The following is an 18,481-nucleotide window of genomic DNA, read 5'->3' as shown; positions in this document are numbered from 1 at the left end:
ATACTTTGTAGTCGCGGGAAAATGAGCGGGTAAATCAGCCTTCGACAACAGCGAGAATTTCGCTCTCGCCGATAACCAGCAGGTCTTCGCCATCAACTTTCACAGTGTTGCTACCGGAGTAAGGGCCGAACACAACCTTGTCACCCACTTTCACGGACAGCGCACGTACTTCACCGTTTTCCAGTGCCTTGCCTGGGCCTACAGCGAGGACTTCACCCTGGTTTGGCTTTTCAGCAGCCGAACCTGGCAGGACGATACCGCCAGCGGTTTTCTTTTCTTCTTCGCTGCGACGGACGACGACGCGGTCATGCAGAGGACGAAGCTTCATTGTCGATCTCTCCTAATTGTGGTTTTCATCGGCCGGTGTAGTCCCGGCGGGTTTAACGAATCCGGCTGTGCCGGGTGCGGTTCGTCAAGCGAACCGCGGAAGTCTGTCCGGTGTTGCCACCGGAAACCTTGCGGTGACCCATACATAAGGGCGCACAAGGCGATTACAAGGGCACGGTATGAAATTTTTTACTTCTCGGAGCCAAAAACGAACACGGCACCCGAAGGTGCCGTGTCGTGGTTTTTTACTTGGGGTCGCGATGTTCGAATTCGCCCTCGATCACATTGGGCTCACGGCCCAGGGGTTCTCGCGGAGCCGGCCCGCCACGGGGCTGCAGGTCATCGGCGAAGGCCCGCTGGCGCATTGCCTGTTCTTCGGCGCGCTGGCGCATTTTATTGGCCAGCAGCCGGCGGGTGAACGGCAACAGCATGACCAGGCCCAGCACGTCGCTGATGAAACCTGGCAGGATCAACAGCCCGCCACCCAATGCCAGCATCAGGCCTTCGAGCATGGTCTGGGCAGGCAGCTCGCCACGGTTCAGGCTTTCACGGGCACGCAATGCCGTGGCGAGGCCGGCGATGCGCAGCACGAACACGCCGAGCATCGAGCCGAGAATGACCAGCAACAGCGCCGGGAAAAACCCGATCGCACCGCTGACCTTGACGAATACGAACAGCTCCAACACCGGAAACAGCAGAAAGAGCAATAAAAAAGGGCGCATCAAATGGTTCCTCAACGCAAGAATGCCTTGCTATGAAACCCTAAATGACGTCGCCCTTTCGTGAATTCAAGCGTCGGCCTCGGCATTTTTTGGCCATTGCTCGGCGTGAGCCAAGTAAACCAAGGCTTCGCGCACTTGTGTCGGGGTGTTGCAAGGTGTCGCAAACGCCAGCCAGTGCAGGCCCAGACCAATGCGCAGGTGCATGCCCTCGCTGTCGATGCCCACCAGTTGCGCCGGCTCGCTTTTCGGCAGGCCGGCCAGCTCCACGTAATGGGCGATGGCTTTGGCGTGATCGGCGTTCATATGCTCGATCATGCTGGCTTCGGCTTTACCGGCGAAGGGGTTGGCCAGGGTGAGCCGATCGATCCAGTGAATGGCGCCAAAGCCGCCGATGTAGCGATGACGCACCGGCTCGAGCACCCAGAAATCGAAATCATGGGCCTTGTGGTAGTTCTGCGAGTCGGGGAAATAGCGGTAATAACGCTCGGCGGCCGCTTCGATGGCGGCGCTGTCTTCGAGCTTCCGGGCTTCGGCCAGGTAGGTCAGGCGCCCCACGGCCTGCACATCCTCGGCACCGCGCTCGCCCACCAGCATCGAACACTTGGGGTCTTTTTGCAGATTGTGAGTGTGCTGGGCAATGCGGCTGATCAGGATCAGCGGCCAGCCCTGTGCGTCCAGGCAATACGGGACGACGGAGCCGAACGGAAAGCCGGGCATGGATCTGGAATGAGTGGAGAGCATTCCACGGTACTCCTTGAGCAGCAGTTCCCGGGCATGCTTGGCAGCTTCAACGCTCAATTTATGACTCCTTCTATAAAATCCGTCTAGAAAACGGTCAGGCGACTGGAGTAATGTTCCGATACACCTAGGGGACAGTTCTCGTGTGCAATCGGGCTACACCGTCGCGAATCGAGATGCCTCCCAACAGGTCCCCTCCACCGCTGCGCCACCTGGACATGAGAATGCAACTCACTGACAAAGTAATCATTATCACTGGCGGTTGCCAGGGCCTGGGTCGTTCCATGGCCGAGTATTTCGCCGGTAAAGGCGCAAAGCTGGCGCTGGTGGACCTCAACCAGGAAAAACTCGACCAGGCGGTGGCCGCCTGCGCAGCCAAGGGCGTCGAGGCCCGTGCCTACCTGTGCAATGTCGCCAATCAAGATCAGGTCATCGACATGGTTGCCCGGGTGGCCGAGGACTTCGGCGCGATCCACGGCTTGATCAACAACGCCGGGATCCTGCGCGACGGCCTGCTGCTCAAGGTCAAGGACGGCGAAATGACCAAGATGAGCCTGGCCCAATGGCAGGCCGTGATCGACGTCAATCTCACCGGCGTATTCCTGTGCACCCGTGAAGTGGCGGCGAAAATGGTCGAGCTGAAGAACAGCGGCGCCATCATCAATATCTCGTCGATTTCCCGCGCCGGCAATGTCGGCCAGACCAACTATTCGGCCGCCAAGGCCGGTGTGGCCGCCGCCACCGTGACCTGGGCGAAGGAACTGGCGCGCTACGGCATCCGTGTCGCCGGCATCGCCCCGGGCTTCATCGAAACCGAGATGACCCTGGGCATGAAACCCGAAGCCCTGGAGAAAATGACCTCGGGGATTCCGCTCAAGCGCATGGGCAAGCCCGAGGAGATCGCCCATTCGGCGGCGTATATCTTCGAGAACGACTACTACACCGGTCGGATCTTGGAGATGGATGGCGGGTTGCGGATCTAAGGTCACCGCAAACCGAATGTGGGAGCGAGCTTGCTCGCGATAGCGTCAGTTCAGTCAGCCTTGATGCGACTGATACGCCGCTATCGCGAGCAAGCTCGCTCCCACAGTGGATAGGGTTTCAGTCGATCAATCGTCGCTGACAGTGATGTTCGGCATCGCCGGTGAAGCGGCCTCCTGCAACACGATCCGCGCGCCCACGTGGCGGGCCAGTTCCTGATAGACCATGGCGATCTGGCTGTCCGGTTCGGCGATGACCGTCGGCTTGCCGCCGTCGGCCTGTTCGCGGATCACCATCGACAGCGGCAGCGAAGCCAGCAATTCGACGCCGTACTGGGTCGCCAGTTTTTCCCCGCCACCTTCGCCGAACAGGTGCTCGGCATGTCCGCAATTGGAGCAGATGTGCACGGCCATGTTCTCTACAACGCCCAGCACAGGGATGTTCACCTTGCGGAACATCTCCACGCCCTTGCGCGCGTCCAGCAGGGCCAGGTCCTGGGGAGTGGTGACGATCACCGCACCGGCCACCGGGACTTTCTGCGCCAGGGTCAGCTGGATATCGCCGGTGCCCGGCGGCATGTCGATCACCAGGTAATCCAGGTCGCCCCACGCGGTTTGCGTGACCAGTTGCAGCAAGGCCCCGGAAACCATCGGTCCGCGCCAGACCATCGGCGTGTTGTCGTCGGTCAGGAAGGCCATGGACATGACTTCCACCCCATGGGATTGCAGCGGCACGAACCACTTCTGGTCCTTGATCTGGGGCCGGGTGCCCTCGGCGATCCCGAACATGATGCCCTGGCTCGGACCGTAGATGTCCGCGTCGAGAATCCCGACCTTCGCCCCTTCACGGGCCAGGGCCAGGGCCAGGTTGGCGGCGGTGGTGGACTTGCCCACGCCGCCCTTGCCCGAGGCCACGGCGATCACGTTCTTGACGTTGGCCAGCCCCGGCACCTGCGCCTGGGCCTTATGCGCAGCGATCACGCTGGTGACCTGGACCGTCGCGGCGCTCACGCCGTCCAGGCCTTCGATCGCCATTTGCAGCATCTGCGCCCAGCCGCTCTTGAACAGGTCGGCGGCGTAGCCGATTTCCAGCTGGACACTGACGCGATCGCCCTGGATGTCGATGGCGCGCACGCATCCGGCGCTGACCGGGTCCTGGTTCAGGTAGGGGTCGGTGTACTGGCGAAGGACGGTTTCCACCGCTGCGCGGTTGACGGCGCTCATGGGCAACTCCGATAGCAAGACTTGAAAAACAGGCCGCTATCCTACGCCGAGCGCTCCCGCGTGGCGACCCGATTACAGCAGGGCGAACACCTTTGTGGCGAGGGGATTTATCCCCGCTGGACTGCGCAGCAGTCCCAAAACATTCGAACCTGATCAGCCTGACTCACCGAGGTGCCAGGTTTTGGGGTTGCTTCGCAACCCAGCGGGGATAAATCCCCTCGCCACAGATTGTGCCTGGCCCAGGCCCCCCCCAACCGATGCATGCGGAAACAGGCCAGTGGGGTGAAATATATTTCCCGGCGCTTTATAGTGGCCGACCTCCGTTTCATCAAGTAGCCGAGCCCCATGTCCGAGCCACGCAAGATTCTCGTCACCAGCGCCCTGCCCTATGCCAATGGTTCGATTCACCTCGGCCATATGCTGGAATACATCCAGACCGATATGTGGACGCGCTTCCAGAAACATCGCGGCAACCAGTGCATCTATGTCTGCGCCGACGACGCCCACGGTTCGGCCATCATGCTGCGCGCGGAAAAGGAAGGCATCACCCCGGAACAACTGATCGCCAACGTCCAGGCCGAACACAGCGCCGACTTTGCCGAGTTCCTGGTGGACTTCGACAACTTCCACTCCACTCACGCCGAAGAGAACCGTGAGCTGTCGAGCCAGATCTACCTGAAGCTGCGTGACGCCGGGCACATCGCCACCCGTTCGGTCACCCAGTATTTCGACCCGGAAAAGAACATGTTCCTGGCCGACCGCTTCATCAAGGGCACCTGCCCGAAATGCGGCACCGAAGACCAGTACGGCGACAACTGCGAAAAATGCGGCGCCACCTACGCACCGACCGACCTGAAGGACCCGAAATCGGCGATTTCCGGCGCCACCCCGGTGCTCAGGGACTCCCAGCATTTCTTCTTCAAGCTCCCGGATTTCCAGGAGATGCTGCAAACCTGGACCCGCAGCGGCACGTTGCACGACGCGGTGGCCAACAAGCTCGCCGAATGGCTCGACTCGGGCCTGCAGGAGTGGGACATTTCCCGCGATGCACCGTACTTCGGCTTCGAAATCCCCGGCGAACCCGGCAAGTATTTCTACGTGTGGCTGGATGCGCCCATCGGCTACATGGCGAGCTTCAAGAACCTTTGCGACCGCACGCCAGGGCTGGACTTCGACGCGTTCTGGGGCAAGGACTCCACGGCCGAGGTGTATCACTTCATCGGCAAGGACATCGTCAACTTCCACGCGCTGTTCTGGCCCGCCATGCTCGAAGGCGCCGGTTTCCGCAAGCCGACCGGCATCAACGTCCACGGCTACCTGACCGTCAATGGCCAGAAGATGTCCAAGTCCCGCGGCACCTTCATCAAGGCCCGGACCTACCTGGACCACCTGTCGCCGGAATACCTGCGCTACTACTACGCGGCCAAGCTCGGCCGCGGCGTCGACGACCTGGACCTGAACCTCGAAGACTTCGTGCAGAAGGTCAACTCCGACCTGGTGGGCAAGGTCGTCAACATTGCCAGCCGTTGCGCCGGGTTCATCCACAAGGGCAACGCCGGGGTCCTGGTCGCCGGTAACGCCGCGCCGGAACTGACCGACGCTTTCCTGGCGGCGGCGCCCAGCATCGCCGATGCCTACGAGAGCCGCGACTTTGCCCGCGCCATGCGCGAAATCATGGCCCTGGCCGACCGCGCCAATGCCTGGATCGCCGACAAGGCCCCGTGGTCGCTGGCCAAGCAGGAAGGCAAGCAAGACGAAGTCCAGGCCATCTGCGCCTTGGGCATCAACCTGTTCCGCCAGTTGGTGATCTTCCTCAAGCCAGTGCTGCCGTTGCTGGCCGCTGATGCCGAAGCGTTCCTGAACGTCTCGCCGCTGACCTGGAACGACCACCAGACACTGCTGAGCAACCATCAACTGAATGCGTTCAAGCCATTGATGACCCGTATCGATGCCACCAAGGTCCAAGCCATGATCGACGCCTCCAAGGAAGACCTGGCCGCCAGCCAGACCGATACCGGCGGCGCGACCGGCAACGGTGAGTTGACCAAGGATCCGTTGTCGCCGGAAATCGACTTCGACGCTTTCGCCGCCGTTGACCTGCGCGTGGCGCTGATCGTCAAGGCCGAAGCCGTCGAAGGGGCCGACAAGCTGCTGCGCCTGACCCTGGACATCGGCGACGAGCAACGCAACGTGTTCTCCGGTATCAAGAGTGCCTACCCGGACCCGGCCAAGCTCGAAGGTCGGTTGACGATGATGATCGCCAACCTCAAGCCGCGCAAAATGCGCTTCGGCATCTCCGAAGGCATGGTGATGGCGGCGGGCCCCGGTGGCGAGGAAATCTACCTGTTGAGCCCTGACAGCGGCGCCAAGCCGGGCCAGCGGATCAAGTAACGCGACCGCGTGCTGCACCGATCCCACAGTCGCCTTGCAGGTGGCTGTGGGATTTTCATATCTGGCCCGCACTCCCGGCGTGGCGGATAATGCCTAATCTTGTAACAGGCCCTTTGTCGCCCACACGCCCATGACCGAAATCGTCCTCACGCTGTTCAGCGCCGCCCTGATCAACAACCTGGTGTTGCATTGGCCGCTGGGCGTCGATCCGCTGCTGGCGGCCAACGGCAGAAGGCAGGTGCACGCCCTGGGCCTGGCAACGGCGTGCCTGATGCTGATCGTCGGCACCCTGGGTTATCTGGTCGACCATGGGGTGCTCGTGCCAACCCATCTGACATTCCTGCGCCTGTTGGTCTGGCTGTCCTTGAGCATCTTGCTGATCGGGCCCTTGTTGCGCCTGCTGACACGCTGGCTGCCAGCAATGCCATTCGATGGATTGTGGCCGCTGCTGCTCGGCAATGCCGGCATCCTGGGCGTCACGCTGCTCAACGGTCAGGAAGACCGAGGCCTGGGCCACGCCATGGCGCTGAGCCTGGGTGCCGGGCTGGGCTTCTGGCTGGTGCTGAGCCTGTTCGACGACCTGCGCCAGCGCACCTTCAATCACGCTATTGCCTTGCCCTTTCGAGGCCTGCCGATTCAGTTGATCAGTGCCGGACTGATGGCGGTGGCCTTTCTCGGATTGCGCGGGCTGGTCAAAACATGAGCCTGATTCAACGTATCGACGCCCTGTTGCCGCAGACCCAATGCGGCAAGTGCGGCCACCCCGGGTGCAAGCCCTACGCCGAAGGCATCGCCCAGGGCGAGCCGATCAACAAATGCCCGCCCGGCGGGCGCGAAACCATCGCGGCCCTGGCCGAGCTGATGAAAATACCGGTGCTGGAACTGGACACCAGTCGCGGCGTGGCTCCAGCGCAAATCGCCTTTATCCGCGAAGCCGAATGCATCGGTTGCACCAAGTGCATCCAGGCCTGTCCGGTGGACGCGATTGTCGGCGCGGCCAAGCTGATGCACACCGTCCTCATCGACGAATGCACCGGCTGCGACCTGTGCGTGGCGCCCTGCCCGGTCGACTGCATCGAAATGCGGCCCCTGCCGACGGCAAGCGTGTTGCCGATTGTCGGCGGCCTGGCCTTCAGCGCCGCCGAGCAACAGGCGCGAACAGCCAAGCGCAACCACGCCCGGCGCCGCTTCGAACAACGCAATGCGCGCCTGCGCCGCGAAGAAGAACAGCGCCAGGCGGAGCGCTTGGCTCGAACCCAGCGCGCGGCCCAGGCCAAGGAACAGGAACAGCCGCTCGATCCCGTACAAGCCGCACTGGAACGCGTGCGCGCGCAAAAAGCCGCCACCGCCGATGCCGCCTTGAAAAAAGCCAAGGTTGACCTGGCCATGAGCCGGGCGCAGTTGAACAAGTCCTTGAAAGCGTTCGGCCATCCGCCAACCTTCGAGCAACAGTCGCAACTGATCCTGCTGCAACGCCAGTTCGAAGCGGCCGAACAGGCCCTGAGCCAACTGGAGAACGCCGCACCCGCGATCACGCCAGTCCCGGCTCCGGCACAAAGCGCCGAACTGAAGCGGGCCAAGATCCAACTGGCGATGCGCCGCGCCGAACTCAGCAAAGCCCGTACGGCAGCGGCATCGGATGAACAACTGCAGGCGTTGGAGCAAGCGGTGAAGGATGCCGAACGCCAGGTGGACGTCCATGCCGCTTCCTGAGCCCGTGGACGAACGGCTGCGGCCAGCGATGACGCGGGTGTTGTTGGCGACACTGCCTGGCGTGCTGGCGTTGCTGTGGTTCCAGGGCTGGGGCGTGGCGCTCAACCTGCTGTTGTCCGGCCTCACCGCGCTGGCAGTCGAAGCGTTGGTGCTGCGTTTGCGCCGCCGGCCGCTCAAACCCGAGCTGAACGATGGCAGCGCGCTGGTCAGTGCCACGCTGCTGGCCCTGGCCTTGCCGGCGTATTGCCCGTGGTGGCTGACCGTCACCGCGGCCGCCTGCGCCTTGCTGTTCGGCAAGCACCTGTGGGGCGGCGTCGGCAGCAACCCGTTCAACCCGGCGATGCTCGGGTATGCCCTGGTGCTGATGGCGTTTCCCGCCTATATGAGTCCCGCGTCCCACGGTTTGGGCCTGCTTGAAGGCTTGCAACAGGTGTTCGGCACTCATCCGGCGCCCGACGCCTGGGCCGGGGCCACCGCGCTGGACAGCCTGCGGACCAACACGAGCCTGACCATCGATGAACTGTTCGCCAGCGATCCGGCGTTCGGGCGTTTCGGTGGCCGCGGTGCCGAATGGGTCAATCTGGCCTTCCTGGCGGGCGGCCTGTTTCTGTTGCAACAACGGGTGTTCAGCTGGCATGCGCCGGTGGGCCTGCTGGCGAGCCTGTTTATCGTCAGCCTGCTGTGCTGGAACGGGTCGGGCTCCGATTCCCATGGCTCACCGCTGTTTCATCTGTTCAGCGGCGCGACCATGCTCGGCGCGTTTTTTATCGCGACCGAACCGGTCTCGGGCGCCAAGGCTCCTCTCGCCCGCCTGCTGTTCGGGGCGGGCATGGGGCTGCTGGTCTACCTGATCCGCACCTGGGGCGGCTACCCGGATGGCGTGGCGTTCGCGGTGTTGCTGATGAACCTCGGCGTGCCGGCACTGGACCGGTTTGCCGAGGCGCGACAACGGCGGCCACTGACATGAAGAATCCCCGCGGCGTGGCAATCCTGATCCTGTTGATCGGCCTCGGTAGCGGTGCCACGTACCTCACGCACTTCGGCACCGCTGGGCGCATCGAAGCCCAGCGGCAAGCATTGGCGAACAGGACCTTGCTTGAGGTGCTGCCCACCGACCTCTACGACAATCAGCCATTGGCGCACCCCGTTCTCACCGCCTCGGTGACCTTGGCCCATAGCACGCTGCTGGGCGGTTATCTGGCGAGCCGCAATGGCCAGCCCAGCGCCGTGCTGCTGCGTAGCCAGGCGCCAGGCTACGAGGGCAGCATCGAATTGCTGGTCGCCATCGATCCACAGGGCCGGCTGCTGGGCGTCAAGACGTTGCGCCAAGCCGAAACACCCGGGTTGGGCGCGGCGATTGCCGGGTGGCCGAACGCCTGGATGCAGGCCTTCACCGGCAAATCACGCCAGGCGCCTGACGACAGCGGCTGGGCCCTGAAGAAGGACCAGGGACAGTTCGATCAACTGGCCGGCGCAACGGTGACGTCCCGGGCGGTGCTCCAAGCGGTTCACGACGCGTTGCGTTACTTCGACGAGCACAAGGCTCGGTTGGGAGTGCCTGCCAATGAATAAGCCATGGGGCCTGACACACGGCCTGCTGCTCGTCCCGCTGGTGGGCGCCAGCGATTCGCTGATGGCCGCACTGGTGCTATGGCTGGCCTGGGCCTTGATGTTCTTCTGCCAGGGCTTGGCCATGGGGTGTGTCCGGCAATACCTGACAACCACGCAACAACTGTTCGCCGCCATCGTGCTGGCCGCAACCCTGACCACCTGCATAGGTTTTGTCGTCCAGGGCTGGGCATTGGAACTGTATCGACCGCTGGGGCTTTACCTGGGCTGGATCGCCTTGAGCTGCGTGGCGCTGGAGCAAGCGGGTTTCTTCGTCGAGTCTCGCTGGCCTGGACGCCTCAGGCTGGCTGGGGTGTTCGGTCTCTTGATGGTCAGCCTGGGCACCCTGCGTGAGCTGATCGGCAGCGGCCTCCCCCTGGCCCTGCTCGCCCCGGGCGGGTTCATTTTGCTCGGCCTGCTGCTGGCGGCCCGACAGGCCTGGACGGCAGCCAAATCCCCTTCAACCACCGAGGAAACGCCGCGCCCATGAACGCCGCAAAACGCCTGGAAATATTCCGTCGCTTTCACGAGGACAACCCGGAACCGAAAACCGAACTGGCCTATTCCTCGCCGTTCGAATTGCTGATCGCGGTCATCCTGTCGGCCCAGTCCACCGACGTCGGTGTCAACAAGGCCACGGCTAAATTGTTCCCGGTCGCCAACACCCCGGAGGCGATCTACGCCCTGGGCGTCGAAGGGTTGTCCGAGTACATCAAGACCATCGGCCTGTTCAACAGCAAGGCCAAAAACGTGATCGAAACCTGCCGCCTGCTGATCGAGCGCCACGGCAGCGAAATCCCGCAGACCCGTGAAGCGCTGGAAGCCCTTCCAGGCGTCGGCCGCAAAACCGCCAACGTCGTGCTCAATACCGCGTTTCGGCAGTTGACCATGGCGGTGGACACCCACATTTTCCGCGTCAGCAACCGTACCGGACTGGCCCCCGGCAAAAACGTGGTGGAGGTGGAGAAGAAGCTGATGAAGTTTGTCCCCAAGGAATACCTGCTGGACTCCCATCACTGGCTCATCCTCCATGGACGCTACGTCTGCCTGGCGCGCAAGCCCCGCTGCGGCAGCTGCCGAATCGAAGATTTATGCGAATACAAGCACAAGACCTCGGACGATTGAGGCGCTATTGCTTTTATCGATCTATCGATTGAAAAAATCTTTTTTACCAGCCCGTGGTTTATCGATATAAGGAGCGCCAATGGCAGTCTTAGCCTGGAGTCGAACCCATGAGTGCTGGCAAAGAACAACTGGATGTAGAAGACGAATTCATCGCCGTTGAGGCCGACGACGGTGAACCTGCGGTCGTGCCGGAAGTAGCGAAAACCAACCTGAGCAAGCGCCGCACCATCGACAACCTGCTGGAAGAGCGTCGTTTACAGAAGCAACTGGCCGATTACGACTTTGACCTCTGACACGTAAAAGCCTCCCTGACGGAGGCTTTTTACTGAGTACGCGTGACAGCAGCCTCACACCAACCCATTGCGCTGCGCCAGCTCGATCAGGTCGACCAGCGAACGGGCATTGAGCTTCAATAACAGACGGGTCTTGTAAGTACTGACGGTCTTGTTGCTCAAGAACATTCCATCGGCGATTTCCTTGTTGGTCTTGCCGCGCGCCAGTTGCTGCAAGACCATCATCTCCCGCCCCGATAACCGATCGACCATATCGGACTCACTGGCATTACCCAGGCTCGATCGCACCGTATGCAATGCCTGGTTGGGAAAGTAACTGTAGCCGGACAGCACTGCCTTGATTGCACTTAATAATTCAGTAAGGTCCTGTTGCTTGCAGACATACCCGGCCGCCCCTGTCTGCATGCAGCGCATTGAAAAATGCCCAGGCGCCTGGGAAGTCAGTACCAACACCTTCATTGACGAAGGTATGGCCGTCAAACGGGCAATGACCTCCAACCCGTCCAGTTTCGGAATACCGATATCGAGAATGACGATATCGGGCATAAGTTCACGAGCAAGTTGTAACGCATCGACGCCGTTGTCGGTTTCGGCAACGACCTCATAACCATGACGCTCCATCAGCAAACGTACAGCAAGACGAATGACGGGATGATCATCCACGATCAGCACTTTATTCATGGGCAAATCCAACTTCGCTGTTCGAATTTTTAGAGCACGCACAATAGCCTAGTCATTTCTACCTTGGCATGCCGCCCCCCCCTGACCGCTCGCACCGAGAGACAGATCCTACAAGCTATACAGAAAACTCCTACAAATCCCGCCGGGAAAAATGTGTCCTCAATTTTTTACAGAGCAGGACCGACCGCCCTTGAGCATCCGGTACCCCTATGAATAATGCGCTCTTTCGCCACCATGCCTGCCTGCGGACCGGTCATTGGAAAGCACTTCACTCATAAAGAGTAACTGAATTATTTACTGTTAAAACAGGCACCCCTCACTTCAGCAGCGGAAATTCATATATAAGAAACGTTCAGGCAGCCGTTATAAAACATCGGCGCCCCTGATTGTTTCAGCGACACTTTATTAACCACCGATATTATTTTTCCAACCCACTCACGAGCATGAATATTCCATGAGCATTAACCATGAACAAACCTTTGAAGACCATTACCAACCCCATGACCCTTATCGCCATATTCGCGACTTTATCCGAAACGTCCGCGGCTGTTTCCCTGCCTTTTCTGGATGACCAGGACCGTGAGTATTACCTCTGGTTCCTGATCAGCTTTCCCTTTTATTTATTGCTGCTTTTTTTCATCACCCTCAACTTCAATTATCGTTCCTTGTATTCACCTTCGGATTTTCGCAAGAGCAAACACTTCATAAAGACCATGGATGACGCGGCCTGTCGGCGTAAACGAATGCTACGCCGGACGGGCAAGGACCAGCGGCGGCGACTGATAAGCCTTCATCGCCCCAGACATGAACCGCCGGATCCGCTTTGCATCCTATGCCGCCAATCCCACCGCCTGATCGAGCCTTGCCGACCGGAGCATTTGAAACACGCCGGCATCGTTGTGTACGTCATTTACCACCACGCAGACCTTGCGACCCGCGGGCAGGATGAATGAGCTATCAGGAGACAGCGCTGCAGCACATAGGCTGCGCGCGCAAAACAGAGGGCAAAAAAAACGGCCTGCTCAAGGCAGGCCGTTTTTTTATCGCCAGGGTCAGAACAGCTTGCGACCCTTGTTCGCCGCGATGCGCATGCGCAGGGCGTTGAGCTTGATGAAGCCAGCCGCGTCGGCCTGGTTGTAGGCACCGCCGTCTTCTTCGAAGGTCGCGATGTTGGCGTCGAACAGCGACTCGTCGGACTTACGCCCGGTGACAATCACGTTGCCCTTGTACAGCTTCAGGCGTACCACGCCATTCACGTGAGCCTGGGAGGCGTCGATCATCTGCTGCAGCATCAGACGCTCAGGGCTCCACCAGTAGCCGGTGTAGATCAGGCTGGCGTACTTGGGCATCAGCTCGTCCTTGAGGTGAGCCACTTCGCGGTCCAGGGTGATCGATTCGATCGCCCGGTGAGCGCGCAGCATGATGGTACCGCCCGGGGTTTCGTAGCAGCCGCGGGACTTCATGCCGACATAGCGGTTCTCGACGATGTCCAGACGACCGATGCCATGTTCGCCGCCGATGCGGTTCAGGGTCGCCAGCACGGTGGCCGGGCTCATTTCCACGCCGTCCAGGGCGACGATATCGCCATTGCGATAGGTCAGCTCCAGGTATTGCGGGGTATCCGGGGCCTTCTCGGGAGAGACGGTCCAGCGCCACATGTCTTCTTCGTGCTCGGTCCAGGTGTCTTCCAGCACGCCGCCTTCATAGGAGATGTGCAGCAGGTTGGCATCCATCGAGTACGGGGATTTCTTCTTGCCGTGACGCTCGATTGGAATCGCGTGCTTCTCGGCGTAGTCCATCAGTTTTTCACGGGACAGCAGGTCCCATTCACGCCACGGGGCAATGACTTTCACGCCTGGCTTGAGGGCATAGGCGCCCAGCTCGAAACGCACCTGGTCGTTGCCTTTGCCGGTCGCGCCGTGGGAAATGGCATCGGCGCCGGTTTCGTTGGCGATTTCGATCAGGCGCTTGGCAATCAACGGACGGGCGATGGACGTACCCAGCAGGTACTCGCCTTCGTAAACGGTGTTGGCGCGGAACATCGGGAATACGAAGTCGCGGACGAACTCTTCGCGCAGGTCATCGATGTAGATCTCTTTGACGCCCATGGCCTGGGCCTTGGCGCGTGCAGGCTCGACCTCTTCGCCCTGTCCCAGGTCAGCGGTGAAGGTCACCACTTCGCAGTTATAAGTGTCCTGCAGCCACTTGAGGATCACCGAAGTGTCCAGGCCGCCGGAATACGCCAGAACGACCTTGTTTACGTCCGCCATGCCATCACTCCACGGGTTCTACGGAAAGCCGTGAAGTCTAACGTCCAGCGCGGATAATTTACAGGGGCGCGACAGCTTATGACGACGAAGCGACAGATTATGTCGAACGCGCGACGGTCAAAATCGAATCAGGAGGTCCGCGCGGTCGTCCCGGCGGGCGGTGGTGCCGGTGTCTTGGCCGGCGCCGCGGTGGGCGCCGGCACCTTGGCAGGGGCCGCAGCGGGTGCAGGCTGCGCGGCGGGGGCCTGGGGTGTCGGTGCTTCGCTAGCCGCCACGCGTTCGAGGCGCACGGCCACCCGACGGTTCTTGGCCCGGTTGGCGGCGTTGGTGTTGGGCACCAGGGGATAACGCTCGCCGTGGAAGCGCAGGGTGATCTGCGACTCCTGGAAACCATTGGCCTTGAAGAAGTCCTGGACCGCCAGGGCCCGGCGGCGCGACAGCTCGCGGTTGGTCAGGCGATTGCCGCTGTTGTCGGAGTGACCGTCAAGCTCGATATGATTGACACTCGGATCGGCCTTGATGAAGTCGAGCATCACCTGCAACTGGGCCTTGGCCCGGGCATCGAGTTCGACTTCTTCGCCGGGGAAGCCGATCTGGGTCTGCTTCACCTGCTCGAAATTCTTCGGCAACAACTTGGCGACACAGCTCTGATAATCGCTGAAGGCTTTGTTGAAACGCACCGGCAGCAACCGGACTTCCGACACTCGACCGTCCTCGGTGTTGCGCCGAACCACCGGGCTGCGACCGTCCATCAGCCCACTGATCAAGCGTCCGGCCTGGACCTGGGAGCTGTTGAACAATACATCGCCACTGCCAATGCTGACCGAGCCCAGGTTGATATCGCCGCGCCCCGGTTGCCACGGTGCGGCCGCCGCCAGCAAGGTGGCCGAACCGCCGCCCAGCATCGGGTTGTAGCTCTTGAGGCGGAACGTGGCCTGCTCGCCCGCCCGGCGCACGAATTCGCCAGTGCCGAAATCGGTGATCGGCTGGCTCAGCCGGCACTCGAACTTGTCGCCTTCGACCGTCCACTCAATGCTCTCCAGACGGGTCTGGAAAGTGAGCGCCATGGCGGGAAGGCTGGCAAACACACTGAGCAAGGCTAGATAACGCTGGCGCACGGGAGGCTCCACTGACTTTTATACAAAGATCGACGCATGCTTGAGGGCATGACACCTGTCCGGGGCACTGCACGGATTCGTGGCACACCTGTAGGAGCTATCGGTAAGTTGTGGCAGAACTTGATAGCGGGTGCCTGAATCGGTCTTTTCCGGTAGCATTCCCCAGAGTTTGACCCGCCTGGAAGCCCCCCAATGTCCGACCGCCTGACCCTGCTGCGTCCCGACGACTGGCATATTCATCTTCGCGATGGTGCTGTGTTGACCCATACCGTCGCCGATGTCGCGCGCACCTTCGGGCGCGCAATCATCATGCCTAACCTGGTTCCGCCCGTGCGCAACGCCGCCGAGGCCGATGGCTATCGCCAGCGTATCCTCGCCGCGCGCCCGGCTGGCAGCCGCTTCGAACCGCTGATGGTGCTTTACCTCACCGACCGCACCCAGCCCGAAGAGATTCGCGACGCCAAGGCCAGCGGTTTTGTCCATGCCGCCAAGCTGTATCCCGCCGGCGCGACGACCAACTCCGATTCCGGTGTCACCAGCATCGACAAGATCTTCCCGGCGCTGGAGGCCATGGCCGAAGTCGGCATGCCGTTGTTGATCCATGGTGAGGTTACCCGGGGCGACGTCGATGTGTTCGACCGCGAGAAGATCTTCATCGACGAGCACATGCGCCGTGTCGTGGAGCGTTTCCCGACCCTCAAGGTGGTGTTCGAACACATCACCACCGGCGATGCCGTGCAGTTCGTCAACGAGGCCCCGGCCAACGTCGGCGCGACCATTACCGCCCACCACCTGCTGTACAACCGCAACCACATGCTGGTAGGCGGGATCCGGCCGCACTTCTACTGCCTGCCGATCCTCAAGCGCAATACCCACCAGGAAGCCTTGCTGGACGCCGCCACCGGCGGCAGCGCCAAGTTTTTCCTCGGCACCGACTCGGCGCCCCACGCCCGTCACGCCAAGGAAGCGGCCTGCGGTTGCGCCGGCTGCTACACCGCCTATGCCGCCATCGAGATGTACGCCGAGGCGTTCGAACAGCGCAATGCGCTGGAAAAACTCGAAGGCTTCGCCAGCCTGCATGGTCCGCGCTTCTATGGCCTGCCGGTGAACACCGACCGTATTACCCTGGTCCGTGACGAATGGACCGCCCCCGTCAGCCTGCCCTTCGGCGAGCAGACTGTCATCCCGCTGCGCGCCGGTGAAAAACTGCGCTGGCGCCTGCTGGAGGAAAACGCGTGAGTGAAGATCATTTCGACGACGAACTGGACGGCAACGGTGGTTCGGGCGGCGCCCGTCACCCCATGGCCGCGCGGTTCCGTGGTTATCTGCCGGTCGTCGTCGATGTAGAAACCGGTGGTTTCAATTCCGCCACCGACGCCTTGCTGGAAATCGCCGCGACTACCATCGGCATGGACGAAAAAGGCTTTGTGTTCCCTGACCACACCTATTTCTTCCGTGTCGAACCGTTCGAAGGCGCCAACGTCGAAGCGGCGGCTCTGGAGTTCACCGGGATCAAGCTCGATCACCCGTTGCGCATGGCGGTCAGCGAAGAAACGGCCTTGACCGACATCTTCCGTGGTGTGCGCAAGGCGCTCAAGGCCAACGGTTGCAAGCGCGCAATCCTGGTGGGCCACAACAGCAGCTTCGATCTGGGCTTCCTCAACGCCGCCGTCGCGCGCCTGGACATGAAGCGCAACCCGTTCCACCCGTTCTCCAGCTTCGACACCGCGACCCTGGCAGGCCTGGCGTATGGCCAGACCGTCCTGGCCAAGGCCTGCCAGGCCGCCGACATCGATTTCGATGGCCGTGAGGCGCACTCGGCCCGCTACGACACCGAGAAGACCGCCGAGCTGTTCTGCGGCATCGTCAACCGGTGGAAAGAAATGGGTGGCTGGCAGGATTTCGACGACTGACATAGAGCCAGGCTTGGCTCTTTTGTGGCGAGGGGATTTATCCCCGCTGGACTGCGCAGCAGTCCCGGAAAGGTGAGCCAGGCAACTCAATTGGCAGGCTTGGGGCCGCTTCGCGGCCCAGCGGGCTAAATCCCCTCGCCACAGAGCGCTGTGTTTCAGCCGATGATTTGGTTGAAATCCCCATAAAAAAACCGGCCCATCGAGGGCCGGTTTTTTTATGCCTGGATGCGCTTACAGCTTGTCGCCGTGCTCGCCCAGGTATGCGGCAACGCCTTCAGGGGATGCGGTCATGCCCTTGTCGCCTTTTTTCCAGTTGGCCGGGCAGACTTCGCCGTGCTCTTCGTGGAATTGCAGGGCGTCGACCAGACGGATCAGCTCTTCCATGTTACGGCCCAGCGGCAGGTCGTTGACGATCTGCGAACGGACAACGCCCTTGTCGTCGATCAGGAAGGCGCCACGGAAGGCCACGCCGCCTTCGGACTCAACGTCGTAGGCCTTGGCGATTTCGTGCTTCATGTCGGCAGCCATGGTGTATTTCACCTGACCGATACCGCCATTGTTGATCGGGGTGTTGCGCCAGGCGTTGTGAGTGAAGTGCGAGTCGATCGAAACAGCGATCACTTCAACGTTGCGCGCCTTGAAGTCGTCCATGCGGTGATCCAGTGCGATCAGCTCGGACGGGCAGACGAAGGTGAAGTCCAGCGGATAGAAGAACACCAGGCCGTATTTGCCTTTGATGGCCGAGGACAGGGTGAAGCTGTCGACGATTTCGCCGTTGCCAAGCACGGCTGGCACGGTGAAGTCAGGGGCTTGTTTGCCTACGAGTACGCTCATTGGATATCTCCTGATGTAATTAGCGTGAAAACAAAGTCCGGGCCAGCCTGCCACCCTCAGGCGACAGCCCTGTGACACGAACCCGCTTGCAAGGGCCGACCATCATACACCGCGCATTTGGACTGTCTTCAAGGGTTTTTCGGTGGTATCGAAAAATCGCCGCCCCGCTGCGTGCTGCCTTTGTTGCCCAAGGAAAAAACCGTTCGTCAGCCTGGCACCGCTCTGGCGCAAGTCCTTGAGAAACCACTTTGACAATCATTCTCGTTAACATTAAGATCCGTCTCAATTGAGTCACAACCAGCGACGGTTCTCACTTATGTATGTATGCCTCTGCACTGGCGTCACCGACGGACAAATCCGCGAAGCGATCTATGAAGGTTGCTGCAGCTATCGCGAAGTCCGCCAGGCCACCGGCGTAGCCAGCCAATGCGGCAAATGTGCCTGCCTGGCCAAGGACGTGGTGCGTGAAACCCTCGCCAAGGTGCAAACGGCACAGGCCTCGATCCCCTACCCGGTAGAATTTACTGCCGCGTAAGGACAGCTT

At 61.1% G+C, this 18,481-nt stretch carries 20 protein-coding genes and 1 pseudogene; 13 read left to right on the top strand and 8 right to left on the bottom strand.

Annotated elements, in window-relative coordinates; translation table 11 throughout:
• Window positions 1–34 precede the first annotated feature (34 nt).
• From BLQ55_RS02220 to BLQ55_RS02210, 3 genes are all read right to left on the bottom strand, one after another.
• Window positions 35–328 carry a co-chaperone GroES gene (locus BLQ55_RS02220; RefSeq protein ID WP_024619193.1) on the bottom strand — a complete coding sequence of 98 codons (294 nt, stop codon included), beginning with the start codon at window positions 326–328 and terminating at the stop codon, window positions 35–37.
• 244 nt (window positions 329–572) lie between these two features.
• Window positions 573–1,049, bottom strand: a complete 477-nt coding sequence (locus BLQ55_RS02215; RefSeq protein WP_060740954.1) for an FxsA family protein — start codon at window positions 1,047–1,049, stop codon at window positions 573–575.
• 66 nt (window positions 1,050–1,115) lie between these two features.
• A complete protein-coding gene (locus BLQ55_RS02210; protein ID WP_092201575.1) occupies window positions 1,116–1,847 on the bottom strand; it encodes a HugZ family pyridoxamine 5'-phosphate oxidase in 732 nt (243 codons plus the stop codon).
• A 164-nt stretch (window positions 1,848–2,011) separates the two neighbouring features.
• Here BLQ55_RS02210 and BLQ55_RS02205 point away from each other — a divergent pair, with 164 nt between their 5' ends.
• Window positions 2,012–2,770, top strand: coding sequence for an SDR family oxidoreductase (locus BLQ55_RS02205; RefSeq protein ID WP_092252064.1), 759 nt, complete (start codon window positions 2,012–2,014; stop codon window positions 2,768–2,770).
• Between the two features lie 126 nt (window positions 2,771–2,896).
• Here BLQ55_RS02205 and apbC read toward each other — a convergent pair whose 3' ends face one another.
• The gene (gene apbC, locus BLQ55_RS02200) at window positions 2,897–3,991 is read right to left on the bottom strand and encodes an iron-sulfur cluster carrier protein ApbC (RefSeq protein WP_092201571.1); all 1,095 of its coding nucleotides are present in this window, start codon (window positions 3,989–3,991) and stop codon (window positions 2,897–2,899) included.
• A 345-nt stretch (window positions 3,992–4,336) separates the two neighbouring features.
• Here apbC and metG point away from each other — a divergent pair, with 345 nt between their 5' ends.
• The 8 genes from metG (at window position 4,337) to BLQ55_RS02160 (ending at window position 11,121) form a co-directional block, all read left to right on the top strand.
• Window positions 4,337–6,382, top strand: a complete 2,046-nt coding sequence (metG, locus tag BLQ55_RS02195) for a methionine--tRNA ligase (protein WP_092201569.1) — start codon at window positions 4,337–4,339, stop codon at window positions 6,380–6,382.
• 130 nt (window positions 6,383–6,512) lie between these two features.
• Complete coding sequence (locus tag BLQ55_RS02190; protein ID WP_092252062.1) at window positions 6,513–7,085, top strand: Rnf-Nqr domain containing protein; 573 nt, start codon at window positions 6,513–6,515, stop codon at window positions 7,083–7,085.
• Entirely contained in the window at window positions 7,082–8,095 is a 1,014-nt protein-coding gene (rsxB, locus tag BLQ55_RS02185) for an electron transport complex subunit RsxB (RefSeq protein WP_092201565.1), read from the top strand. Before BLQ55_RS02190 ends, rsxB begins: the two co-directional genes overlap by 4 nt.
• Complete coding sequence (locus tag BLQ55_RS02180) at window positions 8,082–9,062, top strand: RnfABCDGE type electron transport complex subunit D (RefSeq protein ID WP_092252060.1); 981 nt, start codon at window positions 8,082–8,084, stop codon at window positions 9,060–9,062. Before rsxB ends, BLQ55_RS02180 begins: the two co-directional genes overlap by 14 nt.
• Complete coding sequence (locus BLQ55_RS02175; protein ID WP_092252058.1) at window positions 9,059–9,667, top strand: RnfABCDGE type electron transport complex subunit G; 609 nt, start codon at window positions 9,059–9,061, stop codon at window positions 9,665–9,667. Before BLQ55_RS02180 ends, BLQ55_RS02175 begins: the two co-directional genes overlap by 4 nt.
• Entirely contained in the window at window positions 9,660–10,193 is a 534-nt protein-coding gene (locus tag BLQ55_RS02170; RefSeq protein ID WP_092252056.1) for an Rnf-Nqr domain containing protein, read from the top strand. The genes BLQ55_RS02175 and BLQ55_RS02170 overlap by 8 nt, the downstream gene beginning before the upstream one ends.
• Window positions 10,190–10,828: an endonuclease III gene (nth, locus tag BLQ55_RS02165; RefSeq protein WP_053124528.1), complete on the top strand. Its 639-nt coding sequence runs from the start codon at window positions 10,190–10,192 to the stop codon at window positions 10,826–10,828. Before BLQ55_RS02170 ends, nth begins: the two co-directional genes overlap by 4 nt.
• A 107-nt stretch (window positions 10,829–10,935) precedes the next feature.
• Window positions 10,936–11,121, top strand: a complete 186-nt coding sequence (locus BLQ55_RS02160; protein ID WP_072408699.1) for a PA3496 family putative envelope integrity protein — start codon at window positions 10,936–10,938, stop codon at window positions 11,119–11,121.
• 54 nt (window positions 11,122–11,175) lie between these two features.
• Here BLQ55_RS02160 and BLQ55_RS02155 read toward each other — a convergent pair whose 3' ends face one another.
• Window positions 11,176–11,802 (bottom strand): response regulator transcription factor, encoded by a 627-nt coding sequence (locus BLQ55_RS02155; RefSeq protein WP_053124532.1) that lies wholly within the window; start codon window positions 11,800–11,802, stop codon window positions 11,176–11,178.
• A 467-nt stretch (window positions 11,803–12,269) separates the two neighbouring features.
• Here BLQ55_RS02155 and BLQ55_RS32090 point away from each other — a divergent pair.
• Window positions 12,270–12,527: pseudogene (locus tag BLQ55_RS32090) on the top strand (hypothetical protein); the annotation flags it as partial.
• Window positions 12,528–12,854: 327 nt separating this feature from the next.
• Here the strand turns inward: BLQ55_RS32090 and BLQ55_RS02145 are convergent.
• Together BLQ55_RS02145 and BLQ55_RS02140 are read right to left on the bottom strand one after the other, a co-directional pair.
• Window positions 12,855–14,072, bottom strand: a complete 1,218-nt coding sequence (locus BLQ55_RS02145; RefSeq protein WP_003204943.1) for an argininosuccinate synthase — start codon at window positions 14,070–14,072, stop codon at window positions 12,855–12,857.
• Window positions 14,073–14,200: 128 nt separating this feature from the next.
• Window positions 14,201–15,190: a flagellar protein MotY gene (locus tag BLQ55_RS02140; protein WP_092252052.1), complete on the bottom strand. Its 990-nt coding sequence runs from the start codon at window positions 15,188–15,190 to the stop codon at window positions 14,201–14,203.
• A gap of 192 nt (window positions 15,191–15,382) precedes the next feature.
• Here BLQ55_RS02140 and pyrC point away from each other — a divergent pair, with 192 nt between their 5' ends.
• Both pyrC and rnt read left to right on the top strand, forming a co-directional pair.
• Window positions 15,383–16,429, top strand: coding sequence for a dihydroorotase (gene pyrC, locus BLQ55_RS02135; RefSeq protein WP_092252050.1), 1,047 nt, complete (start codon window positions 15,383–15,385; stop codon window positions 16,427–16,429).
• Window positions 16,426–17,103, top strand: coding sequence for a ribonuclease T (gene rnt, locus BLQ55_RS02130; protein ID WP_003204947.1), 678 nt, complete (start codon window positions 16,426–16,428; stop codon window positions 17,101–17,103). Before pyrC ends, rnt begins: the two co-directional genes overlap by 4 nt.
• 231 nt (window positions 17,104–17,334) lie before the next feature.
• Here rnt and BLQ55_RS02125 read toward each other — a convergent pair whose 3' ends face one another.
• The gene (locus tag BLQ55_RS02125; RefSeq protein ID WP_092201553.1) at window positions 17,335–17,937 is read right to left on the bottom strand and encodes a peroxiredoxin; all 603 of its coding nucleotides are present in this window, start codon (window positions 17,935–17,937) and stop codon (window positions 17,335–17,337) included.
• Between the two features lie 316 nt (window positions 17,938–18,253).
• Between BLQ55_RS02125 and BLQ55_RS02120 the strand changes: the two genes are divergently transcribed.
• Entirely contained in the window at window positions 18,254–18,472 is a 219-nt protein-coding gene (locus tag BLQ55_RS02120; protein WP_092201551.1) for a bacterioferritin-associated ferredoxin, read from the top strand.
• Window positions 18,473–18,481 lie beyond the last annotated feature (9 nt).

Source organism: Pseudomonas sp. NFACC13-1 (assembly GCF_900104425.1).
Classification (GTDB): domain Bacteria; phylum Pseudomonadota; class Gammaproteobacteria; order Pseudomonadales; family Pseudomonadaceae; genus Aquipseudomonas; species Aquipseudomonas fluorescens_AA.
The sequence above is the reverse complement of the archived record's forward strand: the minus strand, read 5'-3'. Positions and strand labels throughout refer to the sequence as shown.

Excerpts from the sequence above, each read along its gene's own strand:
- BLQ55_RS02220 (WP_024619193.1), bottom strand. The coding sequence starts at position 328 with ATGAAGCTTCGTCCTCTGCATGACCGCGTCGTCGTCCGTCGCAGCGAA.
- BLQ55_RS02215 (WP_060740954.1), bottom strand. The coding sequence starts at position 1,049 with ATGCGCCCTTTTTTATTGCTCTTTCTGCTGTTTCCGGTGTTGGAGCTG.
- BLQ55_RS02205 (WP_092252064.1), top strand. The coding sequence starts at position 2,012 with ATGCAACTCACTGACAAAGTAATCATTATCACTGGCGGTTGCCAGGGC.
- apbC (WP_092201571.1), bottom strand. The coding sequence starts at position 3,991 with ATGAGCGCCGTCAACCGCGCAGCGGTGGAAACCGTCCTTCGCCAGTAC.
- metG (WP_092201569.1), top strand. The coding sequence starts at position 4,337 with ATGTCCGAGCCACGCAAGATTCTCGTCACCAGCGCCCTGCCCTATGCC.
- BLQ55_RS02190 (WP_092252062.1), top strand. The coding sequence starts at position 6,513 with ATGACCGAAATCGTCCTCACGCTGTTCAGCGCCGCCCTGATCAACAAC.
- rsxB (WP_092201565.1), top strand. The coding sequence starts at position 7,082 with ATGAGCCTGATTCAACGTATCGACGCCCTGTTGCCGCAGACCCAATGC.
- BLQ55_RS02180 (WP_092252060.1), top strand. The coding sequence starts at position 8,082 with ATGCCGCTTCCTGAGCCCGTGGACGAACGGCTGCGGCCAGCGATGACG.
- BLQ55_RS02175 (WP_092252058.1), top strand. The coding sequence starts at position 9,059 with ATGAAGAATCCCCGCGGCGTGGCAATCCTGATCCTGTTGATCGGCCTC.
- BLQ55_RS02170 (WP_092252056.1), top strand. The coding sequence starts at position 9,660 with ATGAATAAGCCATGGGGCCTGACACACGGCCTGCTGCTCGTCCCGCTG.
- nth (WP_053124528.1), top strand. The coding sequence starts at position 10,190 with ATGAACGCCGCAAAACGCCTGGAAATATTCCGTCGCTTTCACGAGGAC.
- BLQ55_RS02160 (WP_072408699.1), top strand. The coding sequence starts at position 10,936 with ATGAGTGCTGGCAAAGAACAACTGGATGTAGAAGACGAATTCATCGCC.
- BLQ55_RS02155 (WP_053124532.1), bottom strand. The coding sequence starts at position 11,802 with ATGAATAAAGTGCTGATCGTGGATGATCATCCCGTCATTCGTCTTGCT.
- BLQ55_RS02145 (WP_003204943.1), bottom strand. The coding sequence starts at position 14,072 with ATGGCGGACGTAAACAAGGTCGTTCTGGCGTATTCCGGCGGCCTGGAC.
- pyrC (WP_092252050.1), top strand. The coding sequence starts at position 15,383 with ATGTCCGACCGCCTGACCCTGCTGCGTCCCGACGACTGGCATATTCAT.
- BLQ55_RS02125 (WP_092201553.1), bottom strand. The coding sequence starts at position 17,937 with ATGAGCGTACTCGTAGGCAAACAAGCCCCTGACTTCACCGTGCCAGCC.
- BLQ55_RS02120 (WP_092201551.1), top strand. The coding sequence starts at position 18,254 with ATGTATGTATGCCTCTGCACTGGCGTCACCGACGGACAAATCCGCGAA.